Raw genomic sequence first — 25,538 nt, forward strand, 5'->3', positions numbered from 1 at the left:
CGGTTATGCCCAGCGGCGGAATATCAACGAAGTGTTGACGCCGCCGAAAGCGAAATTGTTGTTCATCACGTAGTCGTGATGCATCTGACGAAACTCGCCGCGCAGGTAATCGAGCTTGCCGCAGTGCGGGTCGACCTCGTCGAGGTTGAAGGTGTGCACGTAACGGTCGCTGTTGAGCATCTCGATGCTGAACCATGACTCCAGCGCACCGCAGGCACCGAGGGTGTGGCCGAGAAAACTCTTCTGCGAGCTGATCGGCATGTGCTCACCGAACAGGCTGCTGGTGGCCAGGGTTTCGGCGATGTCGCCCTGTTCAGTCGCGGTGCCGTGGCCGTTCACATAGCCGATGGCGTCCGGGGTGAGGCCGGCATCTTCCAGGGCCAGCTCCATGGCGCGGCGCATCGTGAGCTGTTCCGGGCGGGTGGTGTGCTGGCCGTCGGCGTTGCTGCCGAAACCGACGATTTCCGCGTGAATGTGCGCGCCACGAGCGAGGGCGTGTTCCAGCTCCTCAAGCACGAGCATGCCGCCACCTTCACCAATCACCAGACCGTCGCGGCCCTTGTCGTACGGGCGTGGGCTGGTCTGTGGTGCATCATTTTTCAGGCTGGTGGCGTAGAGCGCGTCGAACACCATGGCTTCGGTCGGACACAGTTCTTCGGCACCGCCGGCGAGCATCAACGGCAGGCGGCCGAACTTGATTGCCTCATAGGCGTAGCCGATGCCCTGGCTGCCGCTGGTGCAGGCGCTGGACGTCGGAATCAGGCGGCCGGTGAGGCCGAAGAAAATGCTGATATTGGCGGCGGTGGTGTGCGGCATCATCCGCACATAGGAGTTGGCGTTCAGCCCCTCGGCCACCGAGTTGAGCAGCATGTTGCCGAACGCTTTGATTTCGTCAGTGCTGCCGGTAGACGAACCACAAGCGACGCCCATGCGCCCGTCCTTGATCGATTCGTCACCGAGCAGGCCAGCATCGGCCAGAGCCTTTTCTGCTGCGCCGACCGCCAGTCGCGAAACCCGGCCCATGCTGCGCAGTTGCTTGCGGGTCCAGTGCGACGGCACGAGAAAATCATCGATGGGCCCGGCCAGACGCGTATTGAGCTCAGTGAAGCGATCCCACTCGTCCATGCGGCGAATGCCGCTGCGATTGGCTGCGAAATTGCCGGCAATGGTCGGCCAATCGCTGCCCAGCGAGGTGATGCCGGCCATGCCGGTGACGACGACGCGCTTCATCAGCACAGGCCTCCGTTGACCGCCAGCACCTGGCGGGTGATGTACGAGGCTTCCGCCGACATCAGGAAATTCACCGCAGCGGCCACTTCTTCCGGGGTGCCCATGCGCTGCGCGGGGATCATTTTCATCAGTTCCTCCACCGGCACGTTTTCGTCGAGCATGGCCGTGTCGATCAGGCCAGGGGCGACGCAGTTAACGGTGATTTTGCGCTTGCCCAACTCGATCGCCAACGCCTTTGCCGCACCGATCACGCCGGCCTTCGAGGCGCTGTAATTGACTTGCCCACGGTTGCCGATCAGGCTCGACACCGAGGTGATGCAGACGATGCGTCCGGCGGCGCGACGACGGATCATCGGCATCATCACCGGGTGCAGAACGTTGTAGAAACCGTCGAGATTGGTGCGCAGGACCACGTCCCAATCGTCATCGCTCAGCGCTGGAAACGCGCCGTCGCGGGTCAGCCCGGCGTTGAGCACTACGCCGTAATAGGCGCCGTGGTTTTCGACGTCGCCCTCGAGAATGCTTCTGCAGGCTTCGCGGTCGGCGACGTCGAATTGCAGGATGCGCGCACGGCGACCCAGTGCTTCGATTTCGGCCTGCACCGCTTGGGCTTCGGTCATGCCGCTGCGGCAATGCAGGACGATGTCATGCCCCGCCTGCGCCAGACGCAAGGCAATGGCGCGGCCGATGCCACGGCTGGAGCCGGTGACCAGTACGGATTCAGTCATCGTGCGACTCCTTTGTCTGTTGCAGATATTGGTTGGCTTCGGGTGGACGGAAAACGTTGAGCCGAGCGCTGGCATGTATGCCGTCGCCGTGGATATGGCATTCGAACACGCCCATGCCGTTGTCGTCTTCCAGTGAGCGCAGGCCATGGATGCTCAGCTCGCTGCCGGCCGCAAAGGCTTCGACGTTGCACTCGAATTTACGCGTGCCGAGGAGAAAGCCCAGCTCCACCGGATTGCCTTTTTGCCGGGCGTGGCAACCCGCGAAAGCGGCGACGCTCTGCGCCATCAGCTCGACGCCGACCCACGCCGGCAGGCTGCCGTCGGGCAGGTTGAACAGGCCGTCGGGCTTGACCGTGAGGCGGGTGAAAATCTGCTCGTCATCGAAGCGCTCGATGGCGTCAATCAGGATCATGTCGCCGGCATGCGGCAGCAGTTCGGCGAGCGGCCAGTGGCTCATGGGGCGTCTCCGATAATCAGGCTGACGTTGTTGCCGCCGAAGGCAAACGAGTTGCTCATCAGGTAGCGCGGTGCAATGGACGTCAGGCGTTCGCTCGCGGTCACCCACTTGAGTGGCGGCAGCGCGGGATCGGCCTGGCCATCCCAGATGTGCGGCGGCAACGCCTGTTCAGGGTTTTCGGCACTCAGGCTCAGCCAGCAGAACGCCGCTTCCAGCGCGCCGGCGGCGCCGAGGGTGTGACCGGTCAGCGGTTTGGTTGACGAGCAGGCGACGCCTTCGGGAAACAGCGCCGCGACCGCCAGGCTTTCCATCGCGTCGTTGTGCGCAGTGGCGGTGCCGTGCAGGTTCAGGTAGTTGATTTGCCCGGCTTGCACATTGGCGCGGCCAAGGGCTTTTTGCATCGCTTGCAGGGCGCCGCGACCGCTTGGCTCCGGCGCGGAAATATGGTGCGCATCCGAGCTGGCGCCCGCACCCAACAGGGCGATGCCCGGGCCTTCGCCGCGCTGTTTGCTCATCACGAACAGCACCGCTGCTTCGCCAATATTGATGCCGTTGCGGTTGGCGGAAAACGGATTGCAGCGTTCATCTGAAACGGCTTCCAGCGAAGAAAAACCGTTCAACGTGAGCTTGCACAAACTGTCGACGCCGCCGCACAGCACCGCATCGCACAGGCCCAGATCGAGCAGGCGCTGGGCGCTCATCAGCGCGCGGGCACTGGAGGTGCAGGCAGTGGAAATCACGTAGGCCGGGCCGCTCAGTTGAAGCCATTCGGCAAGGAAATTCGCCGGGGCACCGAGTTCCTGCTGGCGATAGTCGTATTCGCGGGGAAACTGCTGCTCGCGGATGTAGTGGGCCAGACCACTACTGGCCTCGTCGATGCCCGAGGTGCTGGTGCCGAGCACCACGCCGATGCGCTCACGGCCATAGGTCTGGATCGCGCGATCGATGTCAGCGCGGACTTGCAGCGCGGCTTCCAGCAGCAGCTGATTGTTGCGACTGCTGTGTTCGAGCAGTTCGGCGGGGATCGGCGCCAATTCACCGTGCACGCCCGCGACAGGCAGCTCACGTTCAGCGACCCAGCCGGTCTCGCGGCGCATCCCCGAGCAGTCGCCGGCAAACAGATTGCGCGCGACTTCAGACTTGTCGCGGCCCAAAGCGCAGATTACGCCGAGGGCATTCAGATAAGCGGTCATGGCGTCGATTTACCTAACTGGGAAACGCGATAGTGCGGGCCTTGAGGCAGGTTCAATTCGAAACTCAATGGTTGTGAATAGCGGATGTCCCAGCGCGCCGGCAGTGAACGCTGATCGGCCTGTTGGCGGGCGTCGGGATAGTTGCGCAGCAGCTCGGCGGACGGCGTCAGGGCGAAAAGCAATGCGGCGAACAATTCCCGCGCTTCCGGGTTCGGCGGCAGCAGACCGTCGGCCTGCCAATGCCCGTCGATCAGCTGCTGGCGGGCCTGGGGAATGCCCAGCGGATCCATCATTGACCAGCGCGTGCCGGCGCCTTCGTGCTGGATCACCAGCAGCCAGTCCTGCCGCTGTCCGGCTTGCTCGCGTTCGATGTGCAGTTGCAGCGGCAGGGGCAAAGTCGGGTTGGCTGCGGGTAGTGGCGGCTGGCTGGCGCAGGCGCTGAGCAAGGCAAATAGCACCAATACTAGCCACACCACAAACCTTGTGGGAGCTGGCTTGCCAGCGATGGCGTCCGCACATCCAGCATTTTTTTGACAGACACACCGCCATCGCTGGCAAGCCAGCTCCCACAGGGACCAATGTATTCAGGTCGAAAGTGGTGCATCAGATCTCACCTTGCAATGGCTTGCGCGCAACAACATTCACCAGCGTCTCTTCACGCTCACCGAATGGCTTGGGTTTGCTCAAACGCAACCGCTCCAGCAAACCAAAATCCTTCGACCGGCTCCACCACAGATACGGGTAGGACACATTGCGCTCGGCAAACTCGAAACCCTGCTCGCGGATCATCTGCAGATAGCCGGCGGCGCTCTTCTGCACATGCATCGGATGGCGGAACAGCCAGCGAATTACCCAGGTATCAATGTAAGCCTCGGTGGACTCGGCGAACAGCAGATAGCCGCCCGGTTTCAGTACGCGATAGAACTCCGCCAGGGCCTTTTCCTGCTCGACCAAGTGATGAAAGGTCTGGTGACAGAACAGCAGATCGACACTGTCATCGGCGACTTGAAGCGTGGCGCAATCGCTGCCGATCAACTCGACCGGCATGCCCAGGCGCGCGGCCTCTTCGGCGCTGAGTTGCAGGCTGTGCGGGTCGGCGTCGACGCCGATCAGGCGCTGCGGGGCGAAGGTCTGGCGCAGGTGGCCGAACGACTTGCCCTGCCCGCAACCGGCGTCCAGCAGCACCGGGTGTTCCGGCAGCGCTTCACTGAACAAGCCACGCAAGTCGTTGATCGCCACGCGCAGCACATGGTGCTGCCAGGTGTGGCTGCGCAGGAACCAGAGACCGAAGCGGGTTTCCTCGACGTAGCTGTCGCTCAGGTAATTCATGGGGTGTCCTGCGCGCAGAGTTGGGAAATCATCTTCAGCCGGCGCCGCGCTTCGCTGACGAACGGGTTGCGCTCGTCCCAGGCGTAACCTGCGAGGATCGAGCAGATCATCCGGCGAATCTCGGCCTGGCTGTCCTCGTAGAAAATCACGTCCTGGAAGGTGCCGGCGTACCAGCCTTCGACGTAGCAGCGGAACGTGTCGACGCCGCGTTTCAACGGCTCGGCAAATTCACGTTGCCAGTCCACCGTTTCACCCTGCAACTGACGATGCAGCACGCCGGCAGCCATGCTCGCCGAACGCATGGCAATGGTCACGCCGGAGGAGAACACCGGGTCGAGAAATTCTGCGGCGTTGCCCAGCAGCGCGAAGCCCGGGCCGTGCAGGGTTTTCACGTTGGCCGCGTAGCCGCCGAGGGTGCGCGCCGGGGTGTCCCAGACCGCGTTGTTCAGAACCCCGGCGAGGCTTGGCGTCTCGGCGATAAAACTGCGCAGGCAGGCATCGAGATCGGCATCGCGACCGGCGAAGTGCTCGGCGGCAGCCACCACGCCCACCGAGCAGCGGCCATTGCTGAACGGTATGGTCCAGAACCACACATCGCGATGCTCGGGATGGGTGGTGACAAGGATCTTTTCGCGGTCGAACGCCGGATTGTCGATGTGATCTTCAACGTGGGTGAACACGGCCTGACGCACCGGGAAATTCGACGGTGCTTCCAGATCCAGCAGGCGCGACAACACGCGGCCGTAGCCGCTGGCATCGAGCACGAAATCGGCTTCGACGCGGTACTCGCTGCCGTCTTCGCGACGCACATCAAGGAATGGTTTCGCCTGATCGAAATCGACGCTGACGATCGCATCGCCATAGCGGATTTCTGCGCCTTGCAGTGCCGCTTGATCGGCCAGCAACTTGTCGAAATCGGCGCGCTGCACCTGGAACGTGGTCGGCTTGCCGGCGGTGAAAGTGTCGCCAAAATCGAAAGCGCTGTAGCGCTCGCCCCAGGCAAACGCCGCGCCGGTCTTGCGCTGGAAACCGGCGGCGTTGACGGCGTCGAGCATGCCGGCTTCTTCGACGAAATCCAGGCAATGGCTGAGCAGGCTTTCGCCTATGGAGAAGCGCGGGAAGTGCTGGCGCTCGAGCACCAGCACATCGTGGCCCTTGCGTTTGAGCAGGGCGGCGGCGATAGCGCCGGACGGGCCGGCACCGATGATCACGACCTGACGGGATTCCATTTCAACGATTGGCACGTGAGCTCCGGGGCAAGGGACTGTTCAGATTCAGGGGCGCGCGATGCAGGCCGATCAGGGCCGGCAGCAGCGTCGCGATCAGGCCCATCAGCATCAGCGCGAAATACAGCGCCGGGGTGATGAGCTGTTGTTGCAACAACAGGTTGAGAAAGACGATTTCGCTGAGGCCGCGAATGTTCAGCAGCACGCTTTCGCGCCAGCGGCTGGCGCCAGCGAACGAGGCGCCCGCCCAACCGAGGCCGAGCCAGTTGCCGAGCAGTTTACTGGCAATCGGCAACAGCAGTAGCGCCGCCCACTGCCCGGCGCCTAGGCTGGCGAGGGCGCTGTGCACGTCGATCTGGACGATGCCGAACGTGAGGATCAGCGGGATCGCGATCCACGTCTGCAAGCGGCTCATCCAGCGCGTCGGCAGCGGCAGCACCAACGGCACTTTCAGCAGCGCCATGCACAGCAGATAGCCGATGCCGAAAATCAGCGCGTTGAGTTTGTAATGCTCCGCCATCACCAGCAACGCGAAGAAGCCGAGGCTGTAAGTCAGCGGGCGACGCACGCGCAGCAGGTGCAAAAGCAGCGGCACGCCGGCCATGGCCACAGGCAGCAACAGGCTGCTCAAGTGCAGACTGCCCTGGGCGAGGCCGAACAGCGTCCAGCAGGTCAGGTCGATAAGGATCGCGGTCTGCACCAGACGCCGGGTGGCAGCGGGCGGGTAATCGATGTGACGCAAATACAGGTACAACACCGGGATCGCCGTAATCGCGAAGACCAGGCCGATGGCCAGTGCGTTGAGCCACGGCTGCGACGGCAGCAACCAATACGCGACCGCCAGCCCGCAAGCGAACGGCACAGCGAAACTCGGCACGGCGATTTTTACGCTCTGGCGATCCAGACGCAGGTCGATGACGTCGCTGAGGATATGCCCGAGCAGCAAGGCGAAGCTCAGGCTGTAGAGGTTTCTCAACCAGTCCGGTGCGATCAGCTGTGCGCCGCTGAGCTGCCAGCCCGGCTCGATCCAGAAATACATCAGCAACGGCAAACCGAAGCTCGCCAGCAGCAATTGACTGACGATCGGTATCAGGCCGACATGGCGGCCGACCCGGGTCGCCAGGGCAAACAGCGCCAAGGCCAGCAACCAGAAGCCGAAGACCATCATGCGTTTGTCTCTGCGATCGGTTCGTGGCGCCCGGCCCATGGCGCGAGCATGAAGCTGAACGCCAGACCGAGACTGACCGACAGGCCGAAATTGCTCACCGCTGGCGTGCTGGACACTGCCAGCAGGCCGAACGACAGCCACGTTGTCAGCGCAGCGAGCAAGGTGCCGAGCAGGCTCACCGCTGCACCGCCGACCTGCTCGCGCATGAGGATCGCGTAATCGACGCTGATCGCCGTCACCAGCAACAGGCCGAACAGGCTGAACAGGGTTAGCGGCTGACCGAGCCAGCCGAGGCTGGCCAGACTGCACAGCGCCGCCAGCAGCGGCAGGGCAACGATACGCAGCGCGCCGGTCAGGCCGAACGGCAGCATCAGCACCAGAACGATCAACACGCAGGAGGCGAGTTTCAGTTCAGCGGCGCTGATCTGTGTGGCGGCAAAGACCTTGTTCAGGTCACCGAGACGATCAACCAGCACCACTCCCGGCAGATCGAGCACCTGCACACGCAACAACGACGGATTGTTCAAGCCCTGCAGGCTGGTCATTGCCGCAACGCCGTCTTCCGTCGGGCCAAGCCACAGTGTGCGATACGGCTCGCCGAGCGGGCCGGCCAGCGCGGCGTCGATGTCTTCAGTGGGCAGCGTCTGTAACTGCTGCAGTTCGTTTTGCAAAGCCGCTGCTGGCACGCCGAGATCGAGCAGCGGTTGCCAGAGCGACGGCAGCTTGTTCAGTGATTCGCGCACCTGCTGTTGCTGACTCGGCGCGCTGACCAGTTGATCGAGGGCCAGAAAGCCTTGCAGCTTGTCGAGATTGACCAGTTGCTGCAGCCGCTCGCTCAGCGCCGCCTGGCGCTCGAGCAACTGCTCCTGATTGGCCGCGCGGATCAGGAAGAACTGGCTGGTCGGTTGATACCCGGTGATGCGCGCGATGGTCTGCGCTTCGTCGGTCAGATGCTGCGGCGCACCGACCCATTGGCGGATGTCGTTTTCGCTCTGCAACTGCATCAGGCCGCCGACGCAGAAGGCGATCAGCAGCGCCAGCAACACGGGCGTGCGGATGCAAGCGAGCAGTGCCTCGCGCAGCTGAATCAGGCGTTCGGCCAGACGCAGCGGCCATTGCGCCGGGCGCAGTTGGACATTCCTCAGCAGCGCTGGTAGCAGGCAGATCGCCGACAGATAGGCACCGAGCAAGCCGGCAGCGGAGAACACCGCGATCTGCGTCAATGCCGGAAACGGTGTCCACGCCAGCGCCAGATAGCCGATGACGCTGGTGATCAGGCTCAGGGTCAACCCCGGCAAGGTCAGGCGCAGGGCCGGCCAGCTGCGCCAAGGCTTGAGGCTCCAGCTCTTGGACAGATAGTGCAGCGGGTAATCGACGGCAACGCCGATCAGACTCGAGCCGAGCACCAGCGTCATCACATGCATGTGACCGAACACCGCCACGCAAGCCACCGCGCCGAACAGCATGCCGACCAGCACCGGCACAAACGCCAGCAGCACGCCCCAGCGACGAAACGCCAACAGCAGCAACAGCAGAATGCCGACCGTCGCACCACCGCCGACCCAGGTCATTTCGCGGGTGGCTTGTTGCTGGCCGTTGGCGGCGTAGAGCAGGCCACTGGCGGCAAGCAACTGCACGTCGCTTTGCGCCGCCTGTTCACGGCTGTGCTGGAGCAGTTCTGCCACTTGCAGCGGCAGGTTCATGTCGAAGGCGTTGCCGGTGGTACGCGCCCGCAGCATCACCCAGCTCTTGCCGCCAGCATCGGCGACCAATGCGCCGCTGCCGATGTCCAGTTGCACCGCGCCATGCTTTGGCTGGCTGTTCTGGATGCGTCCGGTCAGGCCCAGCCAATCGTCCTGGCTCGGCACCAGGGTAAAGCCGTTGAACGGGTCGAACAGCGCCTGCACCCGCTGCTGAATGAACACCTCGGGATGCTCGCTGAGCAGTTGCCGGTCATCCGTCGAGAGCATCGCCAAACGCCCTTGCAGCAATTGCTTGCGCAGCGCCGGTAAGTCGGCTTGCAGGTTCCATTGCACGGTTTCGAACAGACCGCTGGCCTGCCATTGTTCGCCCAGTTGCTGAGCCATGGTCAGCGCTTGCTGGCGATCGGCGTGGCCGACCAGCACCAGCATTTCGCGGTTGAGCGGCTCTTGCATGCGCTGCTCGGCGCGCAATTCCAGCGCGTCTGGATTGGTGCCAGGCACCAGCTCCATGAGATTGGCCGACAGCGGCGCGCCGTCGCGCCACTGCCAGGCAGCCAGCGCGACGACGGCCAGCAGCAGGCTCAGAAACAGCCAGGGCAGCCTGCGTTCACTCGGCAAAGTCATGTTGCTCCGCTTCGCTCAGGGGTTGCCCGGCCGTGCTGTCCTGCATGCGCAGCAGTGTGCTGTCGCCCTGGGTTTCCAGCAGTTCGATGCTTTGCACCAGAGCACCGCCGTCAATATTGATTTGCTTGAACACTTGCTTGAGCAGCACCGAACGCGGCGTCAGGGTCAGTTGCCACTGCTGCGCCGTGCCGCTCAGGGCCAGTTCGAAATCCCGTTGCAGACCGCTGCTGTCACCTTGCAGCACGGCGAGAAACAGCCGGTTCTGCTCGGCACCGGCGCTCTTGTTCGGCAGCAGTTGCCAGCCGCTGGCGTCACGGCGGGCAATGCCATTGGCGGTGATGCGGTAATCCTGTTGCAACGGGGTTTTCAACAGCCACAGCAGGCCATGATTTTTGGCGAGGACGAAGCTGCCCTTGCTGACCAGCGGCTGCGGCAGGGCGCGCAGGTGTTTTTCCTGAATGAACTGGCCGTGGATCACGTCCGGTTTCGCCAGTTGTTCACTGAGTTGTTGCAGGTCGAAGGCATTGGCCCATGACGACACGGCCAGCAGCGCCAGCGCGCCGAGGCTTCTGAAAAACACATTCATCGCAGCATCCTTTCCACGGCATCGGTGAAGACTTTTGGTGAAGCCAGTTGCATCTCGCGGCTGCTGACTTCAACAGCGACCTGCACTGAGCTGGCGCGAGTCAGGCGTTCGCCGGTCTGCAGATCGGTGATCAGATAATTGATCTTCAGACGGTTTTCCCACTCGACCAGACTGGCTCGCACGTTCAGCCGCTGGCCGAACACCGCGCCGCGCACGTAGCGCAATTGCAGGTCGATGATCGGCCAGGCGTAACCCGACTCGACCATGTGCGTGTAGTTGTGGCCGATCTTGTCCAGCAGCGCACAGCGCGCCACTTCGAGGTATTTGACGTAATGGCCGTGCCAGACCACGTGCATGGTGTCGACGTCGAAAAACGGCACGAGAATCTCGGTATCGGCGTGAAGCACTCCGGCACTACGCATGCAGCCTCCAGTGTTGCGCGGCGATGCGTTGCAGACACAGGCGCAGTTCGCCTTCCAGGGCGCGGTCTTCGATGACCGGCGGGAAGTCCTTGCCGAGTTCTTCGTGCATCGCCGCCAGCGCCGGTGGCAACGGACGCGCATCGAAGGCTTGAGCGCGCAGCCACACGCCTTGGTTGGCGGCAAGCAGGGTGGCGGCGGCGACCTGTTCGGTCAGCTCCAGCACGCGAATCGCATCACGGGCGGCGATGGTGCCCATGCTCACCTTGTCCTGGTTATGGCATTCGGTGGAGCGCGAGAACACGCTGGCCGGCATGGTGTTTTTCAGCGCTTCGGCGGTCCAGGCGCTGGTGCCGATCTGCACCGCTTTGAAGCCATGGTTGATCATCGCCCGATCGGCTGGCGCGCCGGAGAGGTTGCTCGGCAAGCCGTGGTTGTAGCGTTCGTCGACCAGCAGCGCCAGTTGCCGATCGAGGAGATCGGCGACGTTGGCCACAAGGTTTTTCAGGCTGTCCATGGCGAACGCGATGTGCCCGCCGTAGAAGTGCCCGCCATGCAGAACACGCTCGGCTTCGGCATCGATGATCGGGTTGTCGTTGGCGCTGTTCAGCTCGGTTTCGATGAAGCCGCGCAGCCAGTTCAGACTGTCGGCCAACACGCCGAGCACATGCGGCGCGCAACGCAGCGAGTAGCGATCCTGCAGACGATGCAGCGGTGCAGTCGGCGCGTCGATTGCCAGATCCTTGCGCAGCCACGCGGCGACCTGCATCTGTCCCGGGTGCGGTTTGGCGGCGAACAGACGTTCGTCGAAGTGCTCCGGGTTGCCTTGCAGCGCGACGACGTTGAGCGCGGTGATGCGCGTGGCCAGTTGCAGCAGGTAATCGGCGCGAGCGAAGGCGAGGCAGGCGAGGCCGGTCATCACCGCTGTGCCGTTCATCAGTGCCAGCGCTTCTTTCGGGCGCAGCACCAGCGGCGTCCAGCCGAGTTCGCGATGCACGTCGGCAGCCTGACGACGTTCGCCACGAAACATCACCTCGCGCTCGCCGGACAGGGTTGCGGCGACATAGGACAGCGGCGTCAGATCGCCGCTGGCACCCACCGAACCCTCTTCGGGAATCAACGGCAGGATGTCGTATTCGAGAAACGCGTGCAGACGCTCGAGCAGTTCGACGCGCACCCCGGAAACGCCGTGACACAGCGACTGCAAACGCGCCGCCAGCACCGCACGGGTCGCCTGCGCGTCGAGCAGTTTGCCCAGGCCGCAACCATGAAAGGTGTAGAGATGACGCGGCAGCGCCTCGACGTGATGCAGCGGCACCGCGACCACGCAGGAATCGCCGTAACCGGTGGTGACGCCGTAGATCACGCCTTCCTTGTCCAGCAGCGAATCGAGAAACCGCGCGCCCTTGGCGATGCGCTCGCGATAGTCGGCGTCAGCCTGCAACTGCACGGGCGCCTGACGGTTGGCCAGGGCCAGCACGTCTTCGATGCGCAAAGGGCGTTCGCCGAAGGTTACCGGCTCATGGGTTGGCGTCGTCATCGGTCTTCCAGAAAGGGTAAAAGTTAAACCATTGCTGCGGGGCTTCGAGGCAATAGTGACTCAGGCGCTGCGCGTAGCGCGTGGCCCACTGATGAATGACCTGCTCGCGCTCGCGGCGTGTCCACACCACCGCGTCGGCGAACGGTTCGAGGGTCAGGCGATAGTGGCCGTCGAGTTGCTTGAGGCACATCAGCAGGTTGACCGGACACTTGAGCAGGCCGGCCAGCAACCACGGGCCTTGCGGAAATGGCGCCGGATGGCCGAGAAAATCCACCGTCACGCTGCGCCCGCCATGCAGTGGCACGCGGTCGCCGGCAATCGCCAGCCACTCGCCGCGTTCCAGTCGTTCGTGCAGTTGCAGCATGATCACCGGGTCGAGTTCGCTGACCTGAATCAGGCGCAGATTGGTCGCCCCGGCCTCGCCGAGCAGGCGATTGAATTGCTCGGCGTGCTTGGTGTGCACCAGCACGTTCATGGTGACCTTTTCGCCGATCTCCGCCAGCGCGCGGCAGACTTCGAGATTGCCCAGATGCGCGCCGACCAGCAGTTGCCCGCGACTGCCGCGCAACTGCTTGCGCAGCAGGGCCGGGTCGATGATTTCGATCTGCTCGATGCTCAGCTTGCCGTTCCACACGTCGAGCTTGTCGAGCAGCGAATCGGCAAAGGTCATGAACTGGCCAAACACCCGCCAGTGGCTCGGGCGCAAGTCGTCGCGCCGGCTCCACGCGGCCAGCCGCTGCTGGTACTGCCAGGCACTGCGCCGGGCGACGCGGCCGAAGAGGAAAAATACAGGACGATGCCATAAAGCAACGGACTGAGCAGGCGGCGGCCGAGGACTTTGGCGGCGAACGCGGTGAATTTCATCAGCAGGAAACTGCCGCGCTCTTCGCGGTCGGCCCAGTGCTTCTTGTCGACTTCTTCGTTCATGGTTTCCACCGCCGCCAGAGAATCAGCGGCCAACGCAGCAACATGCCGAAGAACAGCCGCGTGTGCATGCTGGAAATCAGCGCGTTGTCGTGGAACAGGCGAAAGTGCGATACACCGTCCAGCGGGTAATGCACGCTGGTCTGCAGCCAGCGCATCGGCTGATTGCGCCAGGCCAGACGCACGAGAATGTCCGAGTCGAAATCCATGCGCTTGCCGACCTTGGCCGAATCGATCACCGCCAGAGTCGGCGCCAGCGGATAAACACGGAAGCCGCACATCGAATCGCGAATCTGCAACGACAGGCTGTTGATCCACACCATCACGTGGGTCAGGTAGCGCGCGTACAGTCGGCCTTTCGGCACGCTCTCGTCGTACAGCGGATAACCGCAGATCATCGCCTCGGGATGGGCGCAGGACTCGCCGACGAAGCGCGCGACGTCGTGCAAATCGTGCTGGCCGTCGGCATCGACCTGCAAGGCATGGCTGTAACCCAGACGCGAGGCTTCACGCAGACCGGTCATCACCGCGCCGCCCTTGCCCTGATTGGCCGTCAGGCGCACCAGAAAACCCTGTCGCGCTCGGCCAGTGCGTCGAGCACCCGTGCGCAGGACGGCTCGCTGGCATCGTCCACCAGAATGCACGGCAGACCTTGTGCGAGCAGGGCATCGACCACGGTGGTGATCGCGGTTTCGTGGTTGTACACCGGGATTACGGCGCAGGGGTTATGCATGGGCAGGCCCCAGGAGAATGCGTCCGCTGGAACACGTCGCCGTGTCGTTGCGATAAGCGAAATACAACTTGCCGCGCTCGGCATCGAAACGCAGATGCAGCTGGATTGCATCCCCGGGCGCACCAGTTGCTGGAATTTCAGCACTTCCATTCCGGCAAACGCGCCGTCCAGATTCAACAACTGCCGACCCAGATTCAGCGCCCATTCCACCTGCACCACACCGGGCAACACCGGTGCCTTGGGAAAGTGTCCGCTGAAGTAGGCCAGATCCGGCGGCACGCTGAGTTGCAGGCTCCACTCGCCGTCGCTTGCACTTTGCTCCAGCACTTCGGGGCTTTCGGCCGTGCGGCCAGCAGCAGCGCTTCGACGTCGGCTTGCGCCAGTTTGCCCTGGCTGTTCAACGGCATTTGCCGCAGCAGGCGCCAGCGTCGGGGCAGGGCGAGGGCTTCGCAATATTGGCTCAGATGTTTGCGCAGGGTCTCGGTCAGGCCACGGCGGCCATGCTCGCGCAGGGCGAACAGGCCTGATTCTCTGAGCACCAGCAGCGCACCGAGCGAGGCGCGGTTTTCCTGCACGACACCGAGGCGCGCCTCGGCGACCCAGTCATGGGCTGCCAAGGCCTGCTCGAGCATCGGCAGCGAGATGCGTTTTTCTTCCAGTTTGACGATGCGGTCCAGTCGCCCCAGCAGCTCGAAGCGACCATCGGCGGCAATGCGCGCGGCATCGGCGCTGTGTTCGACATGGCCGGCAGGCAGGTAAGGCGAGGCGATCAGCAGGGCGCCGTCGCTGTCCTGGCTCAGTTCGACGCCAGCAAACGGTTGCCACAACGACTCGCCCTGACGCCAGGCGATGCCGCCGGTTTCCGAGCTGCCGAGGATTTCCGTCGGCCATTGCTGCAAGCGCTGTTGCAGGCTTTGCGCAGCCTCCAGTGGCAACGCGCCCCCGGAGGAAAACACCCGGCGCACCGCGCTCAGGGCCGGCCAGTCGAGGTTGTCGCCCATGCGCTTGAGCAGCGCCGGGCTGGCGACCCAGGCAAAGGCCGGATGCTCGCGGCTGGCGCGCTGCAGGTCTTCGGAAAAGGCCAGTTGCCGGCGCACAAACGGGCGCCCGGCGCACAGTGGCCACAACACGCGGAACAGCAGGCCATAGATGTGTTGGGTGGCGACGCTGCCGATGATGCAGGCTTGACCGAGGTCAGCGCCCCACAACTGCTCCAGCGCTTCGACCTCGTTGGCCAACTGGCGCAGGGTCTTGTCGATGCGCTTGGGTTCGCCGCTGGAGCCGGAGGTGCACAGGCTCAGCCGACACTGATCCAGATCCAGTGCGGCGCCAGGCAGTCCGGGTTGGGTGAAGTCGTTCACCTGTGCGTCGCCCGATTGATCGGTCAGCCATAGATCGACTTCCTGCGACCAGCGCTGACGTGTCTGCGCTTGCAGATCCGCCGGCAGCAACACGCTGACGCCGGCACGCCATGCACCGAGCAGGGCGATGGCGAGGTCGGCAGCATCTTCCAGATGCACAGCCAGACGTTTCACGCCTCGGCTTTGCAGACCAGCGGCGACGCTCAAGGCCTGTGCTCGCAGTTGCGTGTGATCGAGTGCCGGCGCCTGGCAGATCGCCCGTGCTGGCAGTGCCTTGAGCAACAGCTGCTCAAGTTTTATCCAATTCATGTACGGCCTCTTACCCGTTGTCGTATCAGCCATTCAATGGCAAACAGCAGGCCGATCAATCCATAGGAGATCAGGCCGGTGTACAACATCCACCAATCCAGCGGCGCCCACAGAGTGAGGAGGGCGGCGCACAAACCGTTGCAAAAGAAAAACACGCTCCAGGCCAGCGTCACCTTGCGCGTATAGCGAATGGCAACCTCAGGCAGTTCCGGCTCGCGCAACCGCGCCAGGCGCTCGACCATCGGCGGGCCGTATTTCAGGCTCACGCCGAACAGCACCAGCATGAACGCGCTGATCAGCACCGGGTACCAGCGCAACAGCTGCGGACTGTCGAATACCGCCAACAACAGGCAGAACCCGATCGCTGTGCAGGCCATCCACAGGCTGCCGGGCTTGCGTTCGCCGGTCAGGGCGCGCGCCAGCCACAGGCTGCCCAGCAGCAGCGCAAATTGCCACGGGGCGAAATGCTCCATGCCGAAATACACCGCAAAGGGGTACAGCAGACCGGCCAGCAGCAGGCCCAGGCCGATCAGTCGGCTCATGCGGCCGGTTGAACCAGACGGAACACCGCCTCGACCACGTCACCGACAGTGCGCACCGACTTGAATTCTTCGGCGGCGATTTTCTTCCCGGTCTGGCGTTTGATGTGATCGATCAGGTCGACGGCGTCGATGCTGTCGATTTCCAGGTCCTGATACAGGTTGGCGTCCATGCTTACACGGGCCGGATCCAGTTCGAACAGCTCGACCAGGGCATCGCGCAGGGTGTTGAAAATATCGTCACGAGTTTGCATGGTCCGGTCTCAAGCTGCCTGTTTTGCCGTGACGAACGCCGCAAGGCTGGCCACGTTGGTGAAATGGTTACGAGTGTCTTTGGCATCGGCGTCGATCTTGATGCCGTATTTTTCTGGATCGCCAGGCCCAGTTCCAGCGCGTCCACGGAATCCAGGCCGAGGCCTTCGCCGAAGAGTGTCTGCTCATCGCCGATGTCTTCGGGGCTGATGTCTTCCAGGCCCAAGGCGTCGATGATCAGCAGTTTGATGTCACGCACCAGGCTAGCGGTGTTCAGTTCGCTCATCTGCGGCGAGCTCCTTAATGAAATAGTCATGCAAATAATCGTTGAGCTTGCGCGAGGCCTGCGGTGCGGGGCCTTGCGCGGCGAAGGTCTGTGGGTCTATATCGGCCCCCACGCGAAAACTGAAGTGCACGCGGCGATGGGGGATGCGATACCACGGCTCGGCTTTGGTCAGGGTGGTCGGGCTGACCTTGATGATCACCGGGGTAACGATTTTCGCACCGCGCAGGGCAATCGCCGCCGCCCCCGATGAAAGGCCGGCGCCTGCCCCGGCTGGGTGCGCGTGCCTTCGGGGAAAATGATCAAGGTCTGGCCGTCCTGCAACGACTGTGCGGCGGCGTCGAGCATGTTCATGCTGCCGTCGTTGCTGATGTACTCGGTGCGGCGCAGCGGGCCACGGGTGAATGGGTTTTCCCAAAGGGTTTTCTTCACCACGCAGTTGGCGTGGCGCACCAGACCGATGAGGAAAACCACGTCGATCAGCGACGGGTGGTTGGCGATGATCATCTGTCCCGGCCGGCCAAGGCGTTCGGCGCCCTCGATGTCGTAGGTGAGCACGCCAGTGCGGGCCATGAACCGCACGAAAAACCAGAACAATCGGCTGACCGTGCGCCGCGCGCGCAGGCGATGTTCAAGTGCATCACCGGGCAGGCAACCGAGCACCGGAAATACCAGCACGCGCAGACACAGCCCGCCGAGCCCGAACAAAGCGAAGCTCGCAGCAGTGGCCAGCAGGCGCCAGTAGTAGGCGTCGCGGTATTTGGCGGTCACGGGTTGCGATGCCAGGTCCATACACGATTCTTCCACGCATGTTGGCAGTCAGGTTGCTGGCCGAGCAGGGTTCGCAGCAGGTTCAGCGCGTGGGGCCAGTGCACTTTGGACTCGGGTTTTGGGCTGCTGCTCAGGGTCAGCCGCCAGTCGGTACCGGGCGTGAGCAATAAACCCAGCGCGTAAGGGAATGGCACGTCATCGACCCACTGCGAATACGCCTCGGGCGGTTGTTCTTCGGTGATCACCAGCAGCACCGCCGGGGCACCTTCTTCGAGCAGTGCGGCAGCTTCAAGCATGCCGTGCTCCAGACCGTCGCCAGCGGCGGCGAGGGCGGTCATTTCGCTGGTTTCACCGCGCATGATCGACCACAAACCGATGATCGCGTTATGCACCGAAAGGCTGAATTGGGTCGGCGACAAGGGCTGTTCGGTGGCCAGGTCGCGGAGAATTTCAAACGTGCGGGGGTTTCGCCGTGCCGGGAAACGAACACCAGCGGCAGATGGTCCCGTCCGTCGGCCAGCGGCCAGCCAACACTGAACGCCATCCGCGCCAGGCGGCTGAGGCGACGGCGTTGCATGGCCGGCAGAAACGACACATCGGGCGCGGCATCACTGCTCTGCAGCACGACCGGTTGTCGGCTCCAGGCCTGCCAGGCGTCCACGCTGTCGAGCCCGGGGCCCACGCGCGCCATTGGGCGATGTTGAAGTTGATCACGGACATTCATCCCGCCCCTGCGGGCTTTCGTTGACGCGTTGAGTCGCCAGCGCCGCAGCAGGCTTGGCTTGGCGCAGGGCGCCGGGTGGCGCGCATTATCCCGGTGCGACGGGTGTGTAGCAAATGTTGGTTACATTTTGCTCAACAAAATGTACCGAGCGGTTCGCTGGAGTGGCTATCACTTGGCCATTATCCATATTCCCCGGGGTCAGTCTGTCAGGTGTCTCTGTGACGGCTGGCGGTTTTTTCCATGCGTGGGCGCCGATATTTACACCTGGCGGCGTAGTCCATGTCGGTGAAGGTAGCGAAGCGCGGCCACCGCCAACTACACTCGGTCATTCTTTGATACACGGAGGTTTGGTCATGCGGCGCGTGGTGTTCAATCAGAAAGGTGGCGTGGGCAAATCGAGCATTGCCTGCAATCTGGCGGCGGTCAGCGCCAGCGAGGGTTATCGCACGTTGTTGGTCGACCTCGATGCTCAGGCCAATTCCACTCAGTATCTGACCGGGCTCACCGGCGATGACATTCCGATGGGCATCGCCGATTTCTTCAAACAGACACTGTCGTCCGGGCCGTTCTCGAAAAAGAATCAGGCGGACATCTACGAAACTCCGTTCGACAACCTGCACATCATTACCGCCACCGCCGAGCTGGCCGACCTACAGCCCAAGCTAGAGGCGAAACACAAGATCAACAAGCTGCGTAAGTTGCTCGATGAGCTATCGGAAGACTACGACCGGATCTATCTCGATACCCCGCCAGCACTGAATTTTTACGCGGTATCGGCGCTGATTGCCGCGGATCGCGTGCTGATTCCCTTCGACTGCGACAGCTTTTCCCGTCAGGCCCTGTACGGACTGATCGCCGAGATCGAAGAGTTGAAGGATGACCACAACGAAGGCCTGGAGGTAGAAGGCATTGTGGTCAATCAGTTTCAGGCGCGGGCCAGCCTGCCACAGCAGATGCTCGATGAGTTGATTGCCGAAGGCTTGCCGGTATTGCCGGTGTACCTGAGCAGTTCGGTGCGCATGCGCGAGTCGCACCAGGCCAGCATGCCGCTGATTCACCTCGATCCACGGCACAAGCTGACGCAGCAGTTTGTGGAACTGCACAATCTGCTGGAAGACCACTGATCCCTCGAAGAATTCTTAATCCCTGTGGGAGCTGGCTTGCCAGCGATGAGGGCGGCAGACTCTGCATCTTTCGTGACTGATCGATCGCAATCGCTGGCAAGCCAGCTCCCACAGGTTTCTGTGTTGGGTCAGATCCCTTGGCTACGCAGCCACGCCATCAACTGCGGCAATGGCAACGCACCGCTCTGCCGCGCCACTTCCCTGCCGTTTCTAAACAGAATCAGACTTGGAATCGAGCGAATCCCCAACTGCGCCGACAACTGCTGGTTCGCCTCGCTGTCGAGCTTGGCCAGCCGACACTTGCCCGCCAACTGCGCCGCAGCCTGTTCGAACACCGGCGCGAACGACTTGCACGGCCCGCACCAGTCCGCCCAGACATCCACCAGTAACGGCAGATCGCCCTTGATCTGACTGGCGTAATCGCCTTGCTTGAGCTCGAACGGTTTGCTCAACAGCACCGCAGACTTGCAGCGCCCGCATTTGGGCTGGTCAGCCAGGCGCTCGGCGGGGATGCGGTTGAGGCCGTTGCAGGTGGGGCAGGGGATGAGGAGTGGGGTGGTCATGATTGGTTCTCTGATAGGAGTCTATAGAACTGATTTGAAGTCGATCTGCCAACTTATCAATGTCGCAACTGCTCACATTTTTCTCAAAACAGTTCCGGGATCGATGGCTAGTCTGAAGACCAATTCGGCGTTTTACGCTTGTCGTGAGGAGATCGCTTTGTCTTTATCTGCGTGCTACTTTTGTTGCACTAATCCAGGAATCGATGATTCCTATGCATCAAATCGGAGGGACATAATGTCCGTAACTTCCAAGATACGCCGCCAAGGCGGCGCTGCCGTCATTACGATTCCGCCCACGCTTTTAAAGTTGTTGCATCTGGAGGTTGGCGCACAGCTAGAGCTGAATGTGGTCGATGGCGAACTGATTGCTCGTCCAGCCGTAGCCGCTACGCGTAAGCGTTATAGTTTGTCAGAGCTACTCGAAGGCGCAGAAGAATTGCAGAAACTTAACGACCAGACTAGCGAGACCCTTGAAGGTGATTCTGTCGGCCGGGAGCTGGGTTGATGGTGCGCCGACAGCCCCTCAGCGGGGTGACGTTTACTGGATTGATCCAAACCCAGTGGCGGGGCGGGAGATGATGAATAGACATCGCTTTGTGGTGATCACGCCCAGAGAGATCAACGCATTGGGCGTGAGCATGACGGTGCCTGTTACTAGCGGTGGGAATTTCAGCCGGAATATGGGTTTGGCGGTCGCCATTACTGGCCACGAAACCAATGGTGTAGCGGTGTGTAATCAGGTTCGCAGTTTTGACATAGAACAACGGGTACGAGACGGCACGGCCAAATTCATCGAGCGACTGGATGACGTGACAATGTCTGACATCGTCGACCGTGTAATCAGTGCAATCGACCCGCTAAGCTGAAGCGCCTACGAAGAACAACTGATCTCCAAATGCTTGCCCCACTCCGGTGGCCGCTCGGCATAACTTTCCATCCCTGGCTGTTCCTCAAACGGCTTGCTCAACACCGCATGCAGCCGGCGCACCTCGGAATAATCGCCTTGCTCGGCGGCGTCGATGGCTTTTTGCGCAAGGTAATTGCGCAGGATGTACAGCGGATTGACCGCATGCATCCGCGCGCGGCGTTGTGCCTGATCGGCATTGCCGTCGCGAGTCACCCGGGCGACGTAGCGTTCGCCCCAGGCATCGAAACCTTTGATATCGACAAAATCGTCGCGCAGGCGGGCGATGGCCTGTTCGGCTGACTCTTCACCGAGGCGGCGGAAGAACAGCGTATAGTCGACGCCGCTGTTCTGCATCAGTTGCAGCAGGTTTTCCAGCAGTTGCTGATCGTCGTCCTCGGCGGTGGTGAAGCCGAAGCGGCGGCGCATCAGGTCGAGGTAATGCGCCTGGAACAGCGGCAGGTACAAGCCGAGGGTTTCCCGCAGCGCTTCGACGCTGATGAACGGCGTCAGTGCCTGTGCGAGAGCGCTGAGGTTCCACTGGCCGACCGGCACCTGATTGCTGAACGAGTAGCGGCCCTGATCATCGGAGTGATTGCAGATGAAATGCGCGTCGAAGTCATCAAGGAAGGCAAACGGGCCGAAGTCGAAGGTAATGCCGAGGATCGACATGTTGTCGGTGTTCATCACGCCGTGGCAGAAGCCATAGGCTTGCCACTTGGCGATCAGCTCGGCGTTGCGCTCGACGATCTCGCGAAACATCGCCAGATACGGTTCCGGTTGTTCGAGGCATTCGGGGAAGTGCATCGCCAGCACATGCTCACCGAGCTGTTTCTGCTGCTCGGGGCGCTTGGTGTAGTAGAAATATTCGAAGTGGCCGAAGCGGATATGGCTCGGCGCCAGACGCAGCACCATCGCCGCGCGTTCCTGCTTTTCCCGCCAGACCGGCGTGTCGGAGCTGATGACGCAGGCGGCCCGCGAAGACGGAATGTTCAGCGCGTACAGCGCTTCAGAGGCGAGGAACTCACGGATCGATGAGCGCAGCACGGCGCGGCCATCGCCCATGCGCGAAAACGGCGTCTGCCCGGCGCCTTTGAGGTGCAAATCCCAATGCTCGCCGGCGTTGTTGTAGACCTCGCCCAGCAGCAGGCCGCGACCGTCACCCAACTGCGGGGTATAACCGCCAAACTGATGACCTGAGTAAACCATCGCCCGTGGTTCGGCGTCGGCCCACAGTTTGTGGCCGCCGAACAGTTGCGCGAATTCTTCGGTGTCGGCGCTGGCCGCATCGAGATCGAGCAAGGCCAGAGCGGCCGGGCTGGCGACCACCAGGCGCGGATTGTCGATCGGCTCGGGCAGCACGTGCGCGGAGAACGCGTCGCCCAGACGGGCAAAGCGGTTGTCGAAAGTCAGTTCGTCGAGGGCTTTCACGGGCCGGCTCCAGCAGAATGTCCGAGCATTCTGCTGGGACCATGTCGGTTAGTCGAGTTTGCTCGGTGGCGGTTCCGGCAACGGTTTCTGCCCGTCGACGACCGGCACGATGGTTTTGTTCTCCGGCTCCACAGGCACCATCTTGTATTCCTGACCGTGCAGGTTCTTCAGATAAACCTCCATCTGCCGGAACGAGATGTTGATGTGCTGCTTCTTGAACTCTCGGTTGATGAAGCGGTTGACCTCATCCAGCACCGGGTTGCGGTCACCGAGATCGCGCACATGCATGCGCAGTTCGTGATCGAGGGTGCTTTCGCCGAAGTTGAGGAAGTACACGTGCGGCTCTGGTTCTTTGAGCACACGCGGGTTCTCCCGAGCTGCTTTGAGCAGCAGTTCCTTGACCAGGTCCAGATCCGAGCCGTAATCGACGCCGAGTTTCAACGTGACGCGGGTGATGGTGTCGGTCAGCGACCAGTTGATCAGTTGCCCGGTGATGAACGTCTTGTTCGGGACAATGATGTCCTTGCGGTCAAAATCGGTGATGGTCGTGGCGCGGATGCGGATCTTGCTTACCGTGCCCGACAGGTTGCCGATGGTGATGGTGTCGCCGATCCGCACCGGGCGTTCGAAGAGAATCATGATGCCGGAGATGAAGTTGGCGAAGATCTCCTGCATACCGAAACCGAGGCCCACCGACAGCGCCGCCACCAGCCACTGCAACTTGTCCCAACTCACGCCGAGGGTCGACAGGGTGGTGACGAAACCGACGCCGGCAATCACGTAGGACAGCAGCGTGGTTGTCGCATAAGCACTGCCCTGCGCCAGGTTGAGCTTGGACAGCACGAACACTTCGAGCAGGCCGGGCAAGTTGCGCGCCAGAGCGAAAGTGATGCCGATGATGATCAGCGCGCCGAGCATGTCGCCGATGCTGATCGGCACCATGCTCATGTTGGCGCCGGTGCCGCTGGTGTATTCGTAGAGGGTGATGTTGTCCAGATACGAGAACACCGAAATCAGGTCCGACCAGACCCAGTACAGCGCCGCGATGAAGCCGCCGAGCAGGGCCAGGCGGATCAGGCGCAGGGACTGTTCGTTGACCTTTTCGATATCCAGCGTCGGCTCTTCGATCACCGCTTCGCCGTCGCCGGCCTCTTTCGCCGCCTGCCGTTTCGCCAGCGCGCGCTGGTAAGCCAGGCGCCGCGCGGCAACGCTCAGGCCCCGGACGAAAGTGGCCTCGATCACCAGCCAGAACATCAGCAGGTACAGGGTGTTGATCAAGCGGTCGCTGAGTTTCAGCGCGGTGTAGTAGTAGCCGAAGCACACCGCGACAAACAGGGCGATCGGCAGCAGAGTGAACATCACCCCGACGGCTTTGCGGAACAGCGAAGCGTTCTGGTGCGTCGGGCTGCTGATCAGCAGGCGACTGAGCAGCCAGGCCATCAAGGCGTAACAGGTCAGCACCACCGGCATGCCGAGCACGTCATCGGCCAGCGCCGCCGGTTGCAACTCGGCGACGGCCACCACGGCCACCAGCGCCATTACTACCAGGCCGAGTCGACGCACCCAGCCCTGAAGGAACTCGACCTGTGGCTTTTCCCAGCGGAAGTGCAATTCCGCCACGCCACCGGGCGCGAGAATCCGGTACGCGGTGTAGAACACCAGCCAGGCCTGCCCCATCTGCAGCAGCGCCGCGCCCATATTGGCGTTCTGCCCGCGCGCGTCGATCTGCAAGGCCAGACCGCACAGCGCCAGACCCAGCGCCACCGGCATCGCCAACAGAATATTGATCAGAATCGCCTGCGGCGTGTGCCACTGGCTGTCGCGCTTGAAATGGCCGATGTCCTGGTGAACCTTGTTGAGTCGTCCGTACAGGGCCTTGCGTCGCCACAACAGGGCGCCGATCAGCAGCGCCAATGGCAGGAACAACAATGGCCGCTGGGTCAGGCCGTCAGTCAGCTCGCTCAGGCTCGACGCCCACGGCAAGGTGTTGACCTGCCGCTCAAGGCGCTCGGGCACGCCGCGCATCCATTCCACGTCCAGCGGCTTGTTGCTGGGGATCCAGAACATCTGTTCGTCGAGCGTCGCGCGCAGGCTTTGCGCGGTGCTCAGCAATTGCTTCTGGTTGAGCTGCAGGGTGATCGATTCGTTGAGCATCGCGCTCAACTCGCGGTTCAGCCGCTCGAGCAGATCAGCGCGGGTGTTGGCCAGATCAAGCAGGCTTTTGCGCAATTGCGGCGTGACCTGCTCCGGCGGCTGCGTGGCCAGCAGATTGTCGACGTAGGTGGCCGGACTGCTCAGCAGCTCGCGTTGCTGGCTGACATCGAACTGATACAGGCGAATATCGGCAATCTGGTCGGCGAGGTCGCGGTCGACCTTCAAGTGCGGCAGTGCCTGCTTCTGTTTATAGAGAATTTTCGATAGTAGCAGGCTGCCCTTGAGCACACTGATCTGCTCATCCAGTGCCGAATCGCTCTGGGTCAGGGTATCGAGTTGCTGTTTGGTCTGCAGGTTCTGCTGCGTGACTTCGTTGAGACGGTCGGTGCTCTTGAGCAAGTAATCGGAAAGCTTGAGGTTGGTCGCGCTCTCACTCGCCAGCAGGCTGCTGCCGCCGGCCTTCTGCGCTTCGATCGATTGCTGGGTGACGGTTTCCTGCGACTGCGCCAGACGCTTCTGATTGATCAGGGTTTGCAATTCCTGGATCTCGCGGTCGAGCCGATCGGATTTCTCCGAAAGCAAGTCGTGCTGAGCGTTGCCCAGATCCTGCAACTGGGTGTTGCCGGCCAGTTCCTGGCGGCGCAGCGGAATCAGTGCATTGAGTGCGGCGAGTTCGGCGTTCAACTGGTCGCGCTGTTCGGCGGTGACCGTTTTGCCCGTGTCCTTGCCGGATTTGAGGATAGTGTTGATCTGCTGGATGCGCGTCTGGCTGGCGGAAATCTCCGCCTGAGCGCGCTCGGGGCGAGTCTGCGCGGTGATGATCAGGCTGTTGGCTTCGGCCAGGGCTTTCTGCAGATCGCTTTGCTGGGTCGAGCGATCGGTGAGGATCTGCTCCAGTTGCTGGATCGACTCTTTCGGAAAACGCTGCGCGACCGGCACTGGTGCGGTGGCCTTGAGGCGGCTGAGTTCGCGGGTGTTCTCGATCGTCTGCTTCGGCGCGTTGGCCAGCTGACGCTTGAGATCGATCAGCTTCTGCTCGTAATCACGCTGGTTGTTCAGCTGATTCAGGGTGTTCTGCAGGACGGTCTGCAGGGTCTTCTTGTCGGCGTCCGGCAGTTTGCTGTCGGCCAGCTTGTCGAGGCTGGCCTGCACGGCATCGCTGGACGGTGGTTCGGCAGCATGCAGCGGGCCGACGACAAGACTGAGGCCCAGCAGGGCCGCGGCGAAAAAGGAGCGCAGGGTAGGCATAGAGACCGGTCAAGC

At 62.3% G+C, this 25,538-nt stretch carries 19 protein-coding genes and 7 pseudogenes; 3 read left to right on the forward strand and 23 right to left on the reverse strand.

The window, feature by feature from the left end; genetic code table 11:
* Positions 1-3: 3 nt before the first annotated feature.
* The 20 genes and pseudogenes from LJU32_06665 to LJU32_06760 all read right to left on the reverse strand — a co-directional run bounded on the left by LJU32_06665 (position 4) and on the right by LJU32_06760 (position 18,095).
* Positions 4-1,230, reverse strand: coding sequence for a beta-ketoacyl-ACP synthase (locus tag LJU32_06665; protein ID WKV89969.1), 1,227 nt, complete (start codon positions 1,228-1,230; stop codon positions 4-6).
* A complete protein-coding gene (gene fabG, locus LJU32_06670) occupies positions 1,230-1,958 on the reverse strand; it encodes a 3-oxoacyl-ACP reductase FabG (GenBank protein WKV89970.1) in 729 nt (242 codons plus the stop codon). Before fabG ends, LJU32_06665 begins: the two co-directional genes overlap by 1 nt.
* Positions 1,951-2,415 carry a hotdog family protein gene (locus LJU32_06675; GenBank protein WKV89971.1) on the reverse strand — a complete coding sequence of 155 codons (465 nt, stop codon included), beginning with the start codon at positions 2,413-2,415 and terminating at the stop codon, positions 1,951-1,953. Before LJU32_06675 ends, fabG begins: the two co-directional genes overlap by 8 nt.
* Positions 2,412-3,608 (reverse strand): beta-ketoacyl-[acyl-carrier-protein] synthase family protein, encoded by a 1,197-nt coding sequence (locus LJU32_06680; protein ID WKV89972.1) that lies wholly within the window; start codon positions 3,606-3,608, stop codon positions 2,412-2,414. Before LJU32_06680 ends, LJU32_06675 begins: the two co-directional genes overlap by 4 nt.
* Positions 3,605-4,212: pseudogene (locus LJU32_06685) on the reverse strand (hypothetical protein). The gene LJU32_06680 and the pseudogene LJU32_06685 overlap by 4 nt, the downstream one beginning before the upstream one ends.
* Positions 4,212-4,937 (reverse strand): class I SAM-dependent methyltransferase, encoded by a 726-nt coding sequence (locus LJU32_06690; GenBank protein ID WKV89973.1) that lies wholly within the window; start codon positions 4,935-4,937, stop codon positions 4,212-4,214. Before LJU32_06690 ends, LJU32_06685 begins: the two are co-directional and overlap by 1 nt.
* Positions 4,934-6,181: a tryptophan 7-halogenase gene (locus LJU32_06695; protein WKV89974.1), complete on the reverse strand. Its 1,248-nt coding sequence runs from the start codon at positions 6,179-6,181 to the stop codon at positions 4,934-4,936. The genes LJU32_06690 and LJU32_06695 overlap by 4 nt, the downstream gene beginning before the upstream one ends.
* Positions 6,168-7,331 carry a sodium:proton antiporter gene (locus LJU32_06700; GenBank protein WKV89975.1) on the reverse strand — a complete coding sequence of 388 codons (1,164 nt, stop codon included), beginning with the start codon at positions 7,329-7,331 and terminating at the stop codon, positions 6,168-6,170. The genes LJU32_06695 and LJU32_06700 overlap by 14 nt, the downstream gene beginning before the upstream one ends.
* On the reverse strand, positions 7,328-9,658 hold the full coding sequence (locus LJU32_06705; protein ID WKV89976.1) for a hypothetical protein: 2,331 nt from the start codon (positions 9,656-9,658) through the stop codon (positions 7,328-7,330). Before LJU32_06705 ends, LJU32_06700 begins: the two co-directional genes overlap by 4 nt.
* Complete coding sequence (locus LJU32_06710; GenBank protein WKV89977.1) at positions 9,642-10,244, reverse strand: outer membrane lipoprotein carrier protein LolA; 603 nt, start codon at positions 10,242-10,244, stop codon at positions 9,642-9,644. The genes LJU32_06705 and LJU32_06710 overlap by 17 nt, the downstream gene beginning before the upstream one ends.
* On the reverse strand, positions 10,241-10,666 hold the full coding sequence (locus tag LJU32_06715; GenBank protein ID WKV89978.1) for an acyl-CoA thioesterase: 426 nt from the start codon (positions 10,664-10,666) through the stop codon (positions 10,241-10,243). Before LJU32_06715 ends, LJU32_06710 begins: the two co-directional genes overlap by 4 nt.
* On the reverse strand, positions 10,659-12,203 hold the full coding sequence (locus LJU32_06720) for an aromatic amino acid ammonia-lyase (GenBank protein WKV89979.1): 1,545 nt from the start codon (positions 12,201-12,203) through the stop codon (positions 10,659-10,661). The genes LJU32_06715 and LJU32_06720 overlap by 8 nt, the downstream gene beginning before the upstream one ends.
* Positions 12,184-13,130 (reverse strand): annotated as a pseudogene (locus LJU32_06725) (glycosyl transferase). The gene LJU32_06720 and the pseudogene LJU32_06725 overlap by 20 nt, the downstream one beginning before the upstream one ends.
* Positions 13,127-13,860 (reverse strand): annotated as a pseudogene (locus LJU32_06730) (glycosyltransferase family 2 protein). The pseudogenes LJU32_06725 and LJU32_06730 overlap by 4 nt, the downstream one beginning before the upstream one ends.
* Positions 13,853-15,530: pseudogene (locus LJU32_06735) on the reverse strand (acyl-CoA synthetase family protein). The pseudogenes LJU32_06730 and LJU32_06735 overlap by 8 nt, the downstream one beginning before the upstream one ends.
* Positions 15,527-16,072 (reverse strand): hypothetical protein, encoded by a 546-nt coding sequence (locus LJU32_06740; protein ID WKV89980.1) that lies wholly within the window; start codon positions 16,070-16,072, stop codon positions 15,527-15,529. Before LJU32_06740 ends, LJU32_06735 begins: the two are co-directional and overlap by 4 nt.
* Positions 16,069-16,323, reverse strand: coding sequence for an acyl carrier protein (locus tag LJU32_06745; GenBank protein ID WKV89981.1), 255 nt, complete (start codon positions 16,321-16,323; stop codon positions 16,069-16,071). The genes LJU32_06740 and LJU32_06745 overlap by 4 nt, the downstream gene beginning before the upstream one ends.
* A 9-nt stretch (positions 16,324-16,332) precedes the next feature.
* A pseudogene (locus LJU32_06750) lies at positions 16,333-16,607 on the reverse strand (phosphopantetheine-binding protein).
* Positions 16,585-17,396: pseudogene (locus tag LJU32_06755) on the reverse strand (1-acyl-sn-glycerol-3-phosphate acyltransferase). Before LJU32_06755 ends, LJU32_06750 begins: the two co-directional pseudogenes overlap by 23 nt.
* A pseudogene (locus LJU32_06760) lies at positions 17,372-18,095 on the reverse strand (beta-ketoacyl synthase chain length factor). Before LJU32_06760 ends, LJU32_06755 begins: the two co-directional pseudogenes overlap by 25 nt.
* 357 nt (positions 18,096-18,452) lie before the next feature.
* On the opposite strand from LJU32_06760, the gene LJU32_06765 reads away from it, so the two are divergent.
* Entirely contained in the window at positions 18,453-19,223 is a 771-nt protein-coding gene (locus LJU32_06765) for a ParA family protein (GenBank protein WKV89982.1), read from the forward strand.
* 128 nt (positions 19,224-19,351) lie between these two features.
* Here LJU32_06765 and trxC read toward each other — a convergent pair whose 3' ends face one another.
* Positions 19,352-19,786 carry a thioredoxin TrxC gene (gene trxC / locus LJU32_06770; GenBank protein WKV89983.1) on the reverse strand — a complete coding sequence of 145 codons (435 nt, stop codon included), beginning with the start codon at positions 19,784-19,786 and terminating at the stop codon, positions 19,352-19,354.
* Between trxC and LJU32_06775 the strand changes: the two genes are divergently transcribed.
* A complete protein-coding gene (locus LJU32_06775; protein WKV89984.1) occupies positions 19,785-20,291 on the forward strand; it encodes a hypothetical protein in 507 nt (168 codons plus the stop codon). The two genes, trxC and LJU32_06775, sit on opposite strands and share 2 nt — an antisense overlap.
* Positions 20,263-20,652 (forward strand): type II toxin-antitoxin system PemK/MazF family toxin, encoded by a 390-nt coding sequence (locus LJU32_06780; protein WKV91052.1) that lies wholly within the window; start codon positions 20,263-20,265, stop codon positions 20,650-20,652. The genes LJU32_06775 and LJU32_06780 overlap by 29 nt, the downstream gene beginning before the upstream one ends.
* A 5-nt stretch (positions 20,653-20,657) precedes the next feature.
* Here the strand turns inward: LJU32_06780 and LJU32_06785 are convergent, their stop codons facing one another.
* Together LJU32_06785 and mscK are read right to left on the reverse strand one after the other, a co-directional pair.
* Positions 20,658-22,121: a YdiU family protein gene (locus tag LJU32_06785; GenBank protein WKV89985.1), complete on the reverse strand. Its 1,464-nt coding sequence runs from the start codon at positions 22,119-22,121 to the stop codon at positions 20,658-20,660.
* A gap of 48 nt (positions 22,122-22,169) precedes the next feature.
* Positions 22,170-25,523, reverse strand: coding sequence for a mechanosensitive channel MscK (gene mscK, locus LJU32_06790; protein WKV89986.1), 3,354 nt, complete (start codon positions 25,521-25,523; stop codon positions 22,170-22,172).
* Positions 25,524-25,538: the final 15 nt, after the last annotated feature.

Source organism: Pseudomonas sp. B21_DOA (genome assembly GCA_030544685.1).
Taxonomy (GTDB): Bacteria; Pseudomonadota; Gammaproteobacteria; order Pseudomonadales; family Pseudomonadaceae; genus Aquipseudomonas; species Aquipseudomonas fluorescens_AO.